Below are 13998 nucleotides of genomic sequence, written 5' to 3' on the forward strand. Positions count from 1 at the left end.
TCACGGAGGATTCCCAAGGCGGTGAAAATCTGAATCAATGGGGCGGCGACTTTGGAGTGTGGCACCATGGGTTCAGCGATCGGCTTGCGGGAAGATTTTGACGGGGCGGCGTTGCGACGATTGTCGCGGACGACGAAGAGCGCGAACCAGGCGCGGCGGTTGTTGGCCTTGGCCGAGATTTACGACGGTGGCAGCCGGAGTACTGCGGCTCGGATCGGCGGAGTTGGCCTTCAGATTGTGCGCGACTGGGTGATCCGGTTCAATGCCCGTGGCCCCGACGGATTGCTGGATGGCAAAGCGCCTGGCCCGCGTTCGCGGCTGAATGATACGCAGCGCCAAGCACTGATCGATGTCGTCGAGAGCGGCCCGATCCCGGCAATCCACGGAGTGGTGCGTTGGAGGCTGATTGATCTGGCCCAGTGGCTCCATGACGAGTTTGCCGTCTCGCTCGACGAGACCACCATCAGCCGCGAGTTGAAGAAGCTGGGTTACGTCAAACTCACGGCGCGGCCTCGCCACCATGCCCAGAACGAACATGCTATGGAGGCCTTCAAAAAAGGGGCTTCGCTGCCGAGCTGGCAAAGGTCAAAGCGATCCTCCCGAAGGGAACGCCCATAGAGGTATGGTTCCAGGACGAGGCGCGTGTCGGCCAGAAGAACACAATCACACGGCGCTGGGCCAGACGCGGAACGCGGCCATCGGCACCGAAAGATCAGCGAACGAAATCAGCCTATATCTTTGGTGCGATCTGCCCGGAACTGGGCAAGGGCGCTGGGCTCATCCTGCCCTTTTGCAATACCGATACCATGTCACTGCATCTGGCCGAAATATCCCTTGCCGTCGCGCCGGGTGCTCACGCGGTTGTGCTGATGGACCAAGCTGGTTGGCACCTGACCGGCAAGCTCGATGTCCCCCACAACATCAGCATCGTCGCGCTCCCGGCCAAATGCCCCGAACTAAACCCGGTCGAGAACATCTGGCAGTTCATGCGCGACAACTGGCTCTCCAATCGCGTCTTCACATCCTACGACAACATTGTCGACCTCTGCTGTGAAGCTTGGAACAAGCTCGTCGACCAGCCTTGGCGCATCATGACCATCGGGCGCCGCAAATGGGCGCGTGGGTCATGATCAATGCAGGTTGGTATAACGCGTCGCAGGTGCTCCCTGAGGCTGCAGGGCATCAAGATGCAATCTATACATCGACGGAAACCGAACTCCTCAGCACACAGGTAGAAGCCGTGGTGGAGGCCATGTTCGATGGGATCAGCATCGCGCCCGGAGCCCTGTGCCCGATCATCGATCGTGAGATAGCGGCAGGGCGCATGAAGAGTGCAGAACGGCTTTTGACTTTGAACGCTGCTGCGTGCGCTTTGTCATCTCGTCAATTGGCGGCGGGCCGCATGTCAGCGAATTTGAATTCGTCGATGCACTGACACTGATCGGCCCGGCCGCACTTGCGTAAGTTATACGGCGTGGAGCCGTTCGACGTTCGCTCGGTCGGCGACCATCTCGATCAACTGATCATGCTCGGCAAGGATACGTTCGATTTCCTGGCGCTTTTCAAAGACGAGCTTGGCAACGCCGGCGGTCATGCCGCCTTCGTCACCGACACGGCCAAGGACCGCAGCCAGGTCTTTGAGGGTCGCCTCTTCAAGACTGGCATGAAGACCGCCTTTGGAATCGCGAAATGCAACGCACTGACTGGCCATGTAATGCCTCCTTCATGACACTGGCTACTCTGGTAGCCAGCGCAGGCACGGGGCGGATGGTATGCAAAGTCGATGCCCCGCAATCTGCAGATTGCGCCGTTCATGGCACGTCGACAATCGCAAAAGCTGCAAGTGCATGTCCTGTATCGAGGCGGTACGGGAACGAAGGCAGGAATTGACCGACTCGCGATGCTTCTACCTGCACCTACCCTCAGCCCGTGTGATGTGCGGCTGCGCGGCCTCGACCTGTAAATCGGCGGTGTGTTCTGCTAAGGTGAACTCCCACGAAGGCGAAGATGGAGACATCATCATGAAACCAACCGACGCCTATCTCCTCAGGTTCGCGGATGATGGGATCGGGCCGGGCAAGACGGTCGAGTTTTGTGCCGAGGATGCCAGCGAGGCCTTGATCATTGCGAGAGGCGAGGCTGCCAATCGCGACGTGGAGTTATGGAAGGGCGAGCGGTTCCTTTGTCATCTCAAGCATAACTCCTACGATGTCTGGGAAATCAGCTGATCCCGGGTCCTTGGGACGGGTAGGGCGGATGATTTAACCTGCGCTAGCCTTCAGCGTTGCCTTGTGGCGTCGCTGACCCGTATGACTGCATGACAGATGCGCTTCAGTTCCGTGCTGTTGCCATGCTACAGGACGGATGCATTGGTGACGGAGGTTGGCATGCGGATTCACATCGCTTTTGCTGTCGTCCTGGCCTTGCTCGGCACGCCGGTTCTGGCCCAGTCGACATTATCGACCAAGGATCGCAGTGCAGCGTTTCGCGCCGCCGGTTTTACCTTCAAGGACGGTAAATGGTCGGCTTGCGGTGATCCGGGAACGCCCAGCTATTCTCCAGGTCAGATTGAAACGGTCCGCGATCTCAATGGTGATGGCCGTCCCGAAGCTGTGATCACTGAAGGAGGCACCTATTGCTTCGGCATGACAGGCACCGGGTACACGCTTGTCAGCAAGCAGGCTGACGGCACCTGGAAGAGCGTGACCGGCGGCATCGGAATTCCCAATTTCCTTGCCACCAGGGGCGTTGGCGGTTGGCCCGATATCGAGATCGGCGGACCCGGTTTCTGCTTTCCGGTCGAGCGTTGGAACGGCAAGGCCTATGTCCTGCATCGACATCAGTATGAAGGAAAGCCGTGTCGGCCACAGATGTAGGTCAAGGATGCCCCGTTTCGGGGATCGTTTTTTCGCGAGGAGAAAAGCCTTCCCGGGAGCGGGGGGGTCGGTCTGGGTGCTACCGGAAAGACTCGGCTCGGCCTATGACCATTGAATCCGATTGGCGCCAGATGAAAATGGCGGGTCTGGCACATGTTTGTCGGGCGGCGGCGAATAAGAGCATGGCTTGTCGCAATTGCGCCGTCTTGGCACGGCTGTGGAGCTCTCCCATCAATTCGGAGGTTCAAGGAGAATAACCACATTTCTCAGGTGGCGTTGGACAATGTCGCCAATCCATGTTCCAGACCTGAGATCAGGTCGGCTTCGGCCTCCAGGCCGATCGACAATCGTAGAAGGCTGTCATTGATTCCGGCGATCGATCTGGCATCAGCTCCCATATCCGCGTGGGTCATTGTGGCCGGATGCGCGACGAGACTTTCAACACCGCCCAATGATTCCGCGAGCGTGAAGCACTGCACGTTGGCAATAAAGCGACGGACTGCCTCGACACCGCCTGTCAGTTCAAAACTCATCATCGCTCCAAAGCCGCGTTGCTGGCGTGCGGCAATTGCATGCCCGAGATGTGAAGAAAGGCCAGGGTAATGGACTGCTGTCACTGCGGGATGTTCTGCAAGGTAGGTCGCAACGGCCATGGCGTTCGCCTGCTGTGTCTGCAAGCGCGGAAATAGCGTGCGCAACCCGCGCAAGGTCAGCCAGGAATCGAATGGTGCGCCAGCGGTTCCCACCACATTGGCCCAGTGACGCAATTCCTGCGCCTCACCTGGATCGGCAGCCACGACAGCACCGCCAATGACGTCGGAGTGACCGTTGAGATATTTCGTGGTCGAGTGAACGACATAGTCGGCGCCCAAGGCAAGCGGTTGCTGGAGCGCTGGCGACAGAAAGGTATTGTCGACGGCGATGGCGGCCCCGACCTCCTTTGCCTTCGTGACGATGGCGGCGATGTCGACTATGCGCATCAGAGGGTTGCTGGGTGTTTCGATCAAGACGAGGGCCGGCGCATCATCGAGAGCTTCGCTGATTTCAGTCTCATTGGATTGGTCGACGAAGCGGACTGAACAGTGTCCCTGCCATGCGCGCGCTTTCAGCAAGCGCATGGTGCCCCCATAACAATCGTGCGGCGCGAGCACGAGATCATTTGGTCGGAGCCTTCCGATCAGCAGATCCAGCGCCGCCATGCCGCTCGATGTGATAACCGCGCCTGCGCCTCCTTCGAGAGCTGTTAGTGCTTCGGCGAGAAGATCCCTGTTGGGATTGCCCGCCCGACCGTAGTCGTACTGCCGCGCCTGATCGTATCGCGCGAACTCATAAGTGCTGGTGAGATAGAGTGGGGGCGCGACTGCGCCAAACGCCGTATCAGCCGCCACGCCTATGGAAGCGGCCAAGGTCTCAGGGCGTAGTGAAATTTTGGCTCGATCAGTCATGGGTGCAGCATCCTTTGTACAGCATCCTGGCAATACCGGTGGGCATGGTCATTGCCCCGATTTTCGGTGGCAGGGGTGTTGCAGTTTGCGCCAGCTCCACATCAGCCAAGCATCTCGAAAATATCGGTCAGCATGGGGCGCAGGCGGCGAATCTCATCGCGGTGAGCCGTTGACAAGGCATGCAGGAGATCGCGTGCCTTGTCCGTGAGCAGGAGCAGCGAGCGCCTTCGATCATCCTGTGCGACCTGGCGCATGATCAAGCCGAGCATCTCGAGGCGGTCGAGCAATCCCGATGCGCTATGCGGTTTCAGGATCAGACGATCGGCCACGTATCCCACGGTCGCCTGTTCGGGCTGGGCGGCGCGGATGGCAAGCAGGGCCTGATGCTGCTGGGGGGTCAATCCGACGTCGCCAGCCCTTGCTTCACTGAATGCGAGGAACTTTCGGATCTCGTGACGAAACGACGCCAATGCGACATAGTCGGCGTCATTGAGGGAACTGCTGCTGCTCTTGCTCATTGCCTTCCCGGGATTGAAATATATCGTAGTGCGATATAATGGCGGTTCGCAAACTGCAAGAGGCCAGATCTAGCGATGTCGCTCGCATCCCAAACTCTCGTCGACCGCCATCGGTTGGCAGATCACACTGCCGACAGGCGTATGCTGCTCCTGGCCGGGATGGCCTTGGTCGTGGGGACAGGAGGTGCACTGGGCGCATGGATGCTGATCAAACTGATCGCTCTGGCGACCAATCTTTTCTGGTTTGGCCGTTTGTCTGCCGAAGATGCCGTGATTACCGATGCTTCCGTTGGTGTCCTGGTCGTCGCCATTCCGATCATCGGTAGTGTCATTGTTGGCCTCATGGCCCGCTTTGGATCCGAAAAGATCCGCGGGCACGGTATCCCTGAGGCAATCGAAACGATCTTGTTCGGAGAGAGTCGCCTTTCCTTGAAAGTCGCTATTCTCAAACCTTTGTCGTCCGCGATTTCTATCGGCAGTGGCGGACCGTTCGGCGCCGAAGGGCCCATCATCATGACGGGTGGTGCCATCGGCTCGCTCTTTGCCCAATGCTGTCATCTGAGCGCAGCGGAACGAAAGACATTGCTCGTCGCAGGCGCGGCTGCCGGCATGACCGGCATCTTCGGTACACCGCTCGCCGCCATTCTGCTGGCTATCGAGGTGCTTCTGTTTGAATGGAAGCCACGCAGCTTCGTACCGGTCGTCGTCGCAACCATGATGTCGTATGCCTTACGGCCCTATCTTGTCGATTCCGGCCCGATGTTTGCCACGTTCATCCCATTGCCCCAATCGCCCTGGGCGCTGCCAACGTCTGGTTTGATAGGATTGATCGTGGGTCTTGAAGCCATGGTGCTGTCGACCTCGCTCTATCGGATCGAAGACCTGTTCCACAAATTGCCGGTGCACTGGATGTGGTGGCCGGCGATTGGCGCAATCACAGTTGGTCTGGGCGGCATGATCGATGCGCATGTCCTTGGCGCAGGCTATGCAAGCATCGCGGCGTTGCTTGATGGTTCGCTGTCGCTCAAAGTCGCGCTGGCGCTCCTGGTCGTGAAGGCGATCGTTTGGCTGGTCGCATTGGGCTCGGGCACGTCCGGAGGTGTATTGGCGCCGCTACTCATCCTGGGCGGGGCTGCAGGTTTTCTCGTTGGCCAATTGCTTGGAGCCGATGCCGGTTTCTGGGCTATGATTGGTATGGCAGGTATCATGAGCGGGGCGATGCGTGCCCCTCTCACAGGAGCCATTTTCGCCGCCGAACTGACGGGTCAATTCGATGCATTACCTCATACTATAATCGCTGCGGGTTCGGCTTACGCCGTTAGTGTCCTGCTTATGCGCCGTTCGATCCTTACGGAAAAGATTGCCCGGCGAGGCAGACACATCTTGCAGGAATATACGATTGATACCCTTGAACTTGGCCAGGCGGATCAATTGATGACCCGCGCCCCCCAGACCTTGCCGGGTTCTCTCACGATCGCGGAAGCTGTAGCCTTCTTTGTGAGCGAGGCTCGGTACCGCAGCTATCCGGTCATCGATGCGCACGGGCGATTGCTTGGCATGGTGTCGCGGGCCGATGCGCTTCGCTGGCAAAGCGAGGGGACGCTGGCACCAGCAACGCTTGCCGATACGGTTTCCGATGCGGCGCAGCCTGTGGCCTACCCGGACACCACCGGCGGTATCGTCGCCGACCTCATCATCGAGACTGGAATCGGGCGGATTCCTGTAGTGGAGCGACAGACTCATAAGGTGATGGGAATCGTGTCGCGCCAGGATCTGCTCAAGGCGAGGAATGCCAATCGGCTTGCCGAAATCGAACGCGAACGGTTCATCGGCGGGGCATCGAAGGCGTGAGGTTTTGTCGGAGGCAAAGGGTTCCACAAGTCTCCGCTACATCGCAGAGGGGGCATTCTTTCTGGCCTCATGCAGATATTCATTTGACCATTCGATATCGGCTCGCTTCTTGTCGGTTAACGCCTTGAGGTCGCCGTGCAGGACATCATCACGGATCCGGGGCAGCAAGTGTTCTAGCCTGCGCACCATCTGAGTTTGCTCGAGGTTAAAAAAAGTCAAGCGTTCCAAGGGCTCGGACAGGGCCATGGTCTCTTTGAAGAAGGTATCCGTTTTTTGGGAAGGATAGCCTCCCAGACTCTGGATATGCCGTCCAAGCAAGCCGCACCAACGGGCCGCGTGGTCGTGAATGCCGACCATCAAGTGGTGATATCCCGCCGTTTCCTGCAACTGGCTGCTGGCGAGCGCAATGCGTGAACACGCTCGTTCCACTTCCAGCAATCCATTGAGCACATCGAGGATTTCGTATCTTTGCGCGTACCCCATGTAGGCGTCGCTCGCCTCATCGGCGTAGCAGACGGGAGAGGCAGGCTTCTCGGTCATGGTCCTATTCAACCAGACTTGGTTATGTCCGCCAAGGATTGTTCGTTAAGGACTGCAAGAAACGCGTCTAGCGCCCGATCGAGATGGCGAGGAAGAATGCATCTGCGCGAGAGACGGCATTCACTACACCTGACCATTTCGCAGTGAGGTTCCATCGCTGCCACCACATCGCCGATGCGGATGTCATGAGCCTCGCGTGCAAGGCGAATACCTCCACCCCGGCCGCGTGTGGCATCAATGAAGCCTGCATGAGCGAGATCGTTGGCGATCTTCATCAGATGGGTGCGCGGAATATCCTGGTCACGGGCCACGTCGGCTATCGTAGCGCGCTGATCGCCTATGTCCGCAAGTCGGATCAGCAGACGTAGGGCCAAATCGGTGTGCCGGGTCAATTGCATCGCGCAACCTTCCTACATCCGAAATTGTTTGGGCCGTTTGATGCAGATCAAATGCATCTTCAGAGCCGGCGCCTAAGTGGAGTTTGAAAGTCAGCTTCTGAGGTGATCCATGTATTGCGTGCAATGTGAGCAATCGAACAAGGGGGGATGCGCGACCAAAGTCGGATCCTGTGGCAAGACCGCCGACGTCGCGGACATGCAGGATATTCTCCTGCGATTGATGCTCGGTGTCTCGGTCTACGCTGATCGCGCCGCCCGCCTTGGTGCTCGCGATCCCGAAGTGGACGCCTTCACGCCATATGCCTGGTTCACGACCCTCACCAATGTCAATTTTGATCAAAGCCGGTTCACAGTGTTGATCGCTCGCGCGCTGGACATGCGGGAAAAAGCGAAGGCTTGCGCGCAAGCAGTGGATGCTGATCTGTCAGAACTTCCCGAACCCGCCACCTGGAATCCCGGCTTGACGCAAAGCGAACTGGTGGCTGCCGCACCGTTCGCTGCAATTCAGCGTTTCATGGATCGCGATGGCCCTTCAATCGTCGGTCTGCGCAACCTTATCCTTTATGGCCTGAAAGGTACGGCAGCCTATAGCGAACATGCTCGCGTCCTTGGCAAGGAAGAGGCTACAATCCATGCCGAGTTCCATCGAATTTGCGCCTTCCTGGGCGGAGACCCGACCGACACTGAGGCCCTTCTCGCTGAAGCCTTGGCGATCGGTGCACTCAATCTCAAGGTCATGGAACTGCTGGATGGCGCGAACACCACCCGCTTTGGTCACCCCGAAGTCACCATGGTGCGCATGACCCCGATTGCCGGTAAGGCCATCCTGGTATCGGGACACGACATGGGGGACCTTGAAGCGATCCTGCAGCAGAGCGAGGGACAAGGCATCAATGTCTACACGCACGGAGAACTCCTGCCGGCAAATGCCTATCCGGTGCTCAAGAAGTACAAACACCTCGTCGGCAATTACGGCGGTGCCTGGCAGGACCAGCAAAAGGACTTCGCGGCCTTTCCGGGGGCCATCGTGATGACATCCAATTGCCTGATCAATCCAGAGATCAGAGGGTATCAGGATCGTATCTTTACGGCCGGCCCGGTAGGCTGGAATGGCCTGCCTCACATCGAGAACCACGCCTTTGCGCCAGCGATCGCGTGTGCACTGGCCCTGCCAGGTTTTGCGGAAGACGCGCCCGAAAAGCGGATTCCCGCTGGTTTTGCCCGCAACACCGTGATGGGCGTGGCCGAAACGCTGCTCGACATGATCAAGCAAGGCGACGTCAAGAACCTCTTCCTGATCGGCGGCTGCGATGGCGCACGACCGGGACGCAATTACTTCCATGACCTGGCTGTTGCCACTCCGCAGGACAGTCTAATCCTGACCTTGGGCTGCGGGAAATTCCGATTCAACAGGGAAGAGCTCGGCACCATCAATGGCATTCCACGCGTTCTGGACATGGGCCAATGCAACGATGCTTACTCGGCGATCCAGGTTGCGGTGGCCGTGGCTGGTGCCTTGGGATGCGATGTGAACGACTTGCCGCTGCATTACGGCATTAGCTGGTTCGAGCAAAAGGCGACTGCCGTCTTGTTGACCATGCTGCACCTCGGACTGAAGAAGATCCATCTCGGGCCGACACTGCCTCAGTTTCTCACTCCAGAGGTGCTGGGCATTCTGGTGGATAATTTTGACATACGCCCGACCGGCGATGTCAGGGAAGATCTTGCAAGGATGCTTGAAGCAGCCTGACACCATGTTGCTTTCCAATGGATAACGAGCTTGCGCATAGGTTCGTGAATGCAATTGGAGCGCTTCCCTCCGCGCGGCCCCTATTTCCGCGCGGAGGGACTTTTTGTTTTCCAAGTCTGTCAGAAGCTTAGGATATCCTGTTCGTCTACGTCTTGGCGTGAAGCCTATTCGGGTCGCGGCCTGGCTCTGAACTTGGCCACCATGTCGCGGATCGTGAGCGAGGTATCCACCGCCGTATAGACCCGCATCGGTCTCCCGCCCGGGTTATCTTCATAGTGCCCGTCCACGGTCAGACGCGGCGTGGGCATGAGCCTGTAGTGGCTCGACGCGGGATCGGGCTGGATCGGTGTCATCAGCGCGGTCAGCGTCACCAGCGGGCTGTCGCCAAGCACATATACCTCGCTGGACGGCCTTGAGGGGAACCCCGGAATTTTCGCCAGCGCCGCTTCCATATTATCGAGATCCCGCTTGAGATAGCGGGCCAGCGGGCTCGTCATCGCCAGTTCGTTGAGCTCGGCCATGGAGTACAGCACCTGGCGATAGACGTCGCGCGGTACCTGCCAGATCTCGATATCGGACTCGTTGAAGATGATCTGGGCGGCCGGGGCATCGACGGCGAAGTTGAATTCGGCTTCGTCGGGACCGGGAGGCGGATAGGCAAGCCCGGGATGTTCGCGTCCGCCGATCCAGACGAGTTTCAGGCGGCGGCCGATCTTCGGTTCGGCAAGCCAGGCGAGGGCGAGCTCGGTGAGGCTGGCCCCTGCTGCGAAGAACAGCGGCACCTCGGTGTCCTCGCGCATCGCTTCGTGCACGATGGCAGCGCTGGCCGGGCTGGGCTTCCAGTCGGACCGCGATGCGATCGGCAGTTCCGCCCCCGCAACGACCGGGGGCTTCAGCGCAAGCTGAATGACCTCCATCAGCTCCTGCGCCTTGGCGGCACCGGCTGCGGCCGAAGCTGGTCCGCCGAATTTGACGGGCAAGGGCGAGGAGACGACCAGCGGGATAATGGCCAACTCGCGTTCAGGGCTGACCGATGCAGGCATCGAAGCGATCGTCGAAGGACCAGAGCCAGGCTATTCGGCGCTCGGTAACGTCAGGCAGGCCGAGCATGTCGCCGTCGAGCCAGAGCTGGTTCCTCTACTCGTACAAACCTTCAATCAGGTCCCTGACCCTCGGGATAGGAGAATATGTTGCTGCCTGGCAGTAAACGGTCGCGAAAGGTTCACCAGAGTTGGGAACCGGCAGCCTGGATGGACGGCATCCTATTTCGTGATACCGTCCATCTGGGATATTCCTCAGGCAGCAAACAGTTCGTCGGCCGGACCAAAGAACTCATAATGAATGCGGTCAGATGGGACACCAGCAAGTGACAGCGTCGAGACCGCATGGCGCAGAAACGGGCGCGGTCCGCAAATATAGTAATCGGCATCGCGCACCGGTGTACTGGCAACGAGCCATTCATCTGTGATGATCCCGGCCTCGTCATAGTCGAGACCTTTGACTTCATCGTTCAATGGCGTCTGGTGAAAATCAATGACCTGAACGGCCTTGGCCTTGCCAGCCAAGGCGCGAGTGTGATCGCGCATCGCGTGTGTGTCGCGATCGTGTGTCCCATGGATATACTGCACTGGGATGTCGGCTCCGCGTTCCACAAGGGTTTCAAGCATGGCCACCATCGGGGTCAGGCCCACGCCGCCGGACAGCAGTACAATTGGACGATCAAAATGATCCCCGAGGAAAAACTCCCCAGCAGGTGCGGCCACTTTCAGGGTTGTTCCCTCCTTGGCTTCGTCATGCAACCATCCCGAGGCCAGCCCGTGTGGCTCACGTTTGACCGAAATGCGGTAGGTCTCACCATTGGGCGCAGCTGAAATCGAATAGTTGCGCTTGACCGGCGGGTGTCCGGGAATCTCGAGCCAGAATGTCAGATATTGTCCGGATTTGTGATGCATGACAGGTCCGCCATCGACTGGGCGCAGAATGAAAGAGTTGATGACACTACTTTCGCGTACGATCTCCTCGACACGAAAATCGCGCCAGCCGTTCCATCCACCGGTCGTGTCCTTCTGCTCCGTGTAGATCCGATCTTCCCTTGCGATCAGAATGTTGGCGAGGAACCAATAGGCTTCCCCCCATGCCGCGAGAATTTCGTCGGTAGCGGCATCCCCAAGAACGGCCTTGATCGCACCGAGGAGAGCCTCGGCAACATGCGGATAGTGTTCCGGCAAGATCTGCAGGCCGACGTGCTTCTGCGCGATCCGCTCCACGGCCGGTGCAAGAGCGCCAAGGTTTTCGATATTGCTGGCATAGGCGAGGATGGCGCCCGTAAGTGCGCGCGGCTGCGAACCGGCATCGCCATGATGGGACTGGTTGAAAAGATCTCGAATGTCCGGATTCTGGAACATCCTGGAATACATTTCATGCACGATATCAAGACCGTGAGCTTCCAATGCGGGGACTGTCGCCTTGACGAGGGCAACGGTTTGTTCGCTGAGCGGCTGTGACATCAATATCTCCTGCACTTGATGGGTGAAATTGTGGCTGGTGTTTTCGCAAATTAGATCGCAGGTAGCTGATTGTAGAAATCAACTTGCATCCTCATGATCCCGAGGGGGGTCACGAAATGCGGTTGCCCGGGGAGGATCAAGCCTGGTCTTTCAGGGGCGAGAACTATTTCCGACAATGGGTCGAGATAGGTCAGCTTAAGTTCGCCTTCGAGAACCCGGATGACCCCCCAAACACCCACCTTGGTGTCGTGCTTGGTGCGCAAGGCTGCGGGCAGTGTATCCTGGTCGAAGATCGGTGTGGAACGATAGGGAGAGATATCGCCCATGGTCAGGCGGCCGCGCGCGTATCGGCGGCATGCTCGGGATAGCGGGCCGGCAAGCCGACAGGTTCTAGACCTGCCAGTTGACTTGCAAAACCATGATTGATGTCGCGGTGATGGGCTTCATCAGCGCGCACCACGAGCACAACATCGCGTAGAGTCGCACTGTCCGGCAGTTTCCAGTAGCGCCGGGCGATCTCTGGGGCCGGCAAGTTCGGACTGCGCCCTTCATCGATTTCCTTGAGGTAAAGGGTATAGCTTATGACGGCTTCTTCTTCGAAGTAGCCGACGAGGCGGTGGGCGGTCCGGGCGCTCACCAGATAGAGTGCAAAGAAGCTCAGGTAGAATACCCACTGCACGGCCAGGATGACGAGGCGCTCGAACAGCGTTGGTTGAGCGACCTCGATGAAGGTCATGAGGTGCATGCGCTCGTTTTCCGCTTCTTCCATAAGGGTGCGGATCCAGCCCGCGTCATCGCACATCCGCCTGAGGCATTTGAGATGATTGATGGTAGCTCCGACCATACCGGGCACCGCGGCTACGGTTTCGAGCACGATCGCTCGGTGTCCATAACGCTTGGCGAAGAAGGTATCCGCGCAAAAGCGCAAAGCTTTTGTAAAGCCGAGAGCAAACTTGTCGCGCAGGTCGCGGGGCGAGTGATGGACCGCAAGATCGACGAAGGGGGTTTCATTCATGGAAAGGCATTCCTTTGGCGAAGGTTCGTCAAATGAGTGGGGCGCGGGGCAGGCTCGCTGTCCAGTCTGAAGAACATGGCGAGTTGCAGGCTTTCTGCGATGCGAGCCGCCTTGGCCTGCAGGGCATGAGCCGCATCTGGCTCCATCAGTTCTTGGGTGGTCTGGTTCCAAAGGCCGAGCCAGCGCTCGAATTGCTGCGGCGAGATCCGATCCCTGTGTTTCATGTGCGCTGGAACCGGCTGCCCCTTGTAGCGGCCGCTCGTCAGCATCACTGACGACCAGAAGGCAGTCAACTTATTGAGATGCTCGGACCAGTCATTGATGGCATCGTTGAAAATGGGCCCAAGTTCGGCGTCAGCGCGCACCCGGGCGTAGAATGCATCAACGAGCCGCGAGAGGCTTGTTTCGTCGAGTTTTGCGGTGCTGTCCACGACTCACTCCAATCATGCATTGAAGATGCATCTATATCTGGGATTTGAAACATGCAAGAAAAATGCATATATCGTCGCACAGACAATCGCGCGTGGCGGAGGCCCACTTGAAGCTCACTCGATTCACTGACTATGCGATGCGAACGCTCATGCATCTTGCCGCCCATCGCGAGCGCCTGTGTTCGATCGCCGAAGTGGCGCAAGCCTACGGGATTTCACAGAACCACCTCATGAAAGTGGTGAATGACCTCGTGAGAGAAGGTTACATTGAAGGTATCCGAGGGCGCGGCGGCGGGATAAGGCTCGGTATGCCTGCATCGCAGATCAACCTTGGTATCCTGGTGCGTCATACCGAAGGAGGGTTTGACCTTGTCGACTGTGGGAGTTGCATCATATCGCCGGCCTGTCGCTTGACCGGCATCCTCAAGGATGCGCTCGCCGCATTTCTCGCAGTTCTGGATCGATATACGTTGGCCGACTTGATGGCCAAACCTGAGGATTTCGATGCAATATTCGGCATCGACAGGGCGGCTCCCGCTGAGACCAGTTCTTCGCCGGATTAGGCTGAGCTTTCCAGAAGCGGGGTTCGATGTAAGGCTTTAGGGACCCCCCAAATACACGAAGGCGGTCATCGACCCAATTCGGTCCCTCAGTCGCGGAATTCCAC

The 13998-nt window shown here is 58.4% G+C and carries 17 protein-coding genes; 7 read left to right on the top strand and 10 right to left on the bottom strand.

What is annotated here, in order from left to right:
• The first annotated feature begins 66 nt into the window (after positions 1 to 66).
• Positions 67 to 1130 (top strand): IS630 family transposase gene (locus B5483_RS19270; protein WP_139384072.1). Its coding sequence is split into 2 segments (ribosomal slippage): positions 67 to 558 and positions 561 to 1130, totalling 1062 coding nucleotides; the frame shifts between segments, so codons are not numbered across the junction.
• The gene (locus B5483_RS19275; protein ID WP_139384073.1) at positions 1127 to 1435 is read left to right on the top strand and encodes a hypothetical protein; all 309 of its coding nucleotides are present in this window, start codon (positions 1127 to 1129) and stop codon (positions 1433 to 1435) included. The genes B5483_RS19270 and B5483_RS19275 overlap by 4 nt, the downstream gene beginning before the upstream one ends.
• A gap of 30 nt (positions 1436 to 1465) precedes the next feature.
• Here the strand turns inward: B5483_RS19275 and B5483_RS19280 are convergent, their stop codons facing one another.
• Complete coding sequence (locus B5483_RS19280; protein ID WP_079731597.1) at positions 1466 to 1711, bottom strand: hypothetical protein; 246 nt, start codon at positions 1709 to 1711, stop codon at positions 1466 to 1468.
• A gap of 310 nt (positions 1712 to 2021) precedes the next feature.
• Here B5483_RS19280 and B5483_RS19285 point away from each other — a divergent pair, with 310 nt between their 5' ends.
• Positions 2022 to 2228: a hypothetical protein gene (locus B5483_RS19285; protein ID WP_079731674.1), complete on the top strand. Its 207-nt coding sequence runs from the start codon at positions 2022 to 2024 to the stop codon at positions 2226 to 2228.
• Positions 2229 to 2387: 159 nt separating this feature from the next.
• Positions 2388 to 2876: a hypothetical protein gene (locus B5483_RS19290; protein WP_079731675.1), complete on the top strand. Its 489-nt coding sequence runs from the start codon at positions 2388 to 2390 to the stop codon at positions 2874 to 2876.
• A gap of 266 nt (positions 2877 to 3142) precedes the next feature.
• On the opposite strand, the gene metB is transcribed toward B5483_RS19290, so the two are convergent.
• Together metB and B5483_RS19300 are read right to left on the bottom strand one after the other, a co-directional pair.
• Positions 3143 to 4321: a cystathionine gamma-synthase gene (gene metB, locus B5483_RS19295; RefSeq protein WP_079731598.1), complete on the bottom strand. Its 1179-nt coding sequence runs from the start codon at positions 4319 to 4321 to the stop codon at positions 3143 to 3145.
• Between the two features lie 101 nt (positions 4322 to 4422).
• Positions 4423 to 4839, bottom strand: a complete 417-nt coding sequence (locus B5483_RS19300) for a MarR family winged helix-turn-helix transcriptional regulator (protein WP_079731599.1) — start codon at positions 4837 to 4839, stop codon at positions 4423 to 4425.
• Positions 4840 to 4914: 75 nt separating this feature from the next.
• On the opposite strand from B5483_RS19300, the gene B5483_RS19305 reads away from it, so the two are divergent.
• Entirely contained in the window at positions 4915 to 6690 is a 1776-nt protein-coding gene (locus B5483_RS19305; protein WP_079731600.1) for a chloride channel protein, read from the top strand.
• Positions 6691 to 6726: 36 nt separating this feature from the next.
• Here the strand turns inward: B5483_RS19305 and B5483_RS19310 are convergent, their stop codons facing one another.
• Both B5483_RS19310 and B5483_RS19315 read right to left on the bottom strand, forming a co-directional pair.
• Positions 6727 to 7230 (bottom strand): DUF6306 domain-containing protein, encoded by a 504-nt coding sequence (locus tag B5483_RS19310; protein WP_079731601.1) that lies wholly within the window; start codon positions 7228 to 7230, stop codon positions 6727 to 6729.
• Positions 7231 to 7238: 8 nt separating this feature from the next.
• Positions 7239 to 7628, bottom strand: coding sequence for an RrF2 family transcriptional regulator (locus B5483_RS19315; protein WP_079731602.1), 390 nt, complete (start codon positions 7626 to 7628; stop codon positions 7239 to 7241).
• A 109-nt stretch (positions 7629 to 7737) separates the two neighbouring features.
• Here B5483_RS19315 and hcp point away from each other — a divergent pair, with 109 nt between their 5' ends.
• A complete protein-coding gene (gene hcp, locus B5483_RS19320; protein ID WP_079731603.1) occupies positions 7738 to 9378 on the top strand; it encodes a hydroxylamine reductase in 1641 nt (546 codons plus the stop codon).
• Between the two features lie 164 nt (positions 9379 to 9542).
• Here hcp and B5483_RS19325 read toward each other — a convergent pair whose 3' ends face one another.
• The 5 genes from B5483_RS19325 to B5483_RS19345 all read right to left on the bottom strand — a co-directional run bounded on the left by B5483_RS19325 (position 9543) and on the right by B5483_RS19345 (position 13331).
• Positions 9543 to 10421 (bottom strand): nucleoside hydrolase, encoded by an 879-nt coding sequence (locus B5483_RS19325; protein ID WP_079731604.1) that lies wholly within the window; start codon positions 10419 to 10421, stop codon positions 9543 to 9545.
• Between the two features lie 252 nt (positions 10422 to 10673).
• The gene (hmpA, locus tag B5483_RS19330; RefSeq protein ID WP_079731605.1) at positions 10674 to 11885 is read right to left on the bottom strand and encodes an NO-inducible flavohemoprotein; all 1212 of its coding nucleotides are present in this window, start codon (positions 11883 to 11885) and stop codon (positions 10674 to 10676) included.
• 50 nt (positions 11886 to 11935) lie between these two features.
• Positions 11936 to 12211 carry a TehB family protein gene (locus B5483_RS19335; RefSeq protein ID WP_054948437.1) on the bottom strand — a complete coding sequence of 92 codons (276 nt, stop codon included), beginning with the start codon at positions 12209 to 12211 and terminating at the stop codon, positions 11936 to 11938.
• 2 nt (positions 12212 to 12213) lie between these two features.
• Positions 12214 to 12900 (bottom strand): alternative oxidase, encoded by a 687-nt coding sequence (locus B5483_RS19340; protein WP_079731606.1) that lies wholly within the window; start codon positions 12898 to 12900, stop codon positions 12214 to 12216.
• Positions 12897 to 13331 carry a group III truncated hemoglobin gene (locus B5483_RS19345; RefSeq protein ID WP_079731607.1) on the bottom strand — a complete coding sequence of 145 codons (435 nt, stop codon included), beginning with the start codon at positions 13329 to 13331 and terminating at the stop codon, positions 12897 to 12899. Before B5483_RS19345 ends, B5483_RS19340 begins: the two co-directional genes overlap by 4 nt.
• Positions 13332 to 13438: 107 nt before the next feature.
• Between B5483_RS19345 and B5483_RS19350 the strand changes: the two genes are divergently transcribed.
• Entirely contained in the window at positions 13439 to 13894 is a 456-nt protein-coding gene (locus tag B5483_RS19350) for an Rrf2 family transcriptional regulator (protein WP_079731676.1), read from the top strand.
• Positions 13895 to 13998 lie beyond the last annotated feature (104 nt).

The organism is Novosphingobium mathurense, from assembly GCF_900168325.1.
In the GTDB taxonomy this organism is placed as follows: Bacteria; Pseudomonadota; Alphaproteobacteria; order Sphingomonadales; family Sphingomonadaceae; genus Novosphingobium; species Novosphingobium mathurense.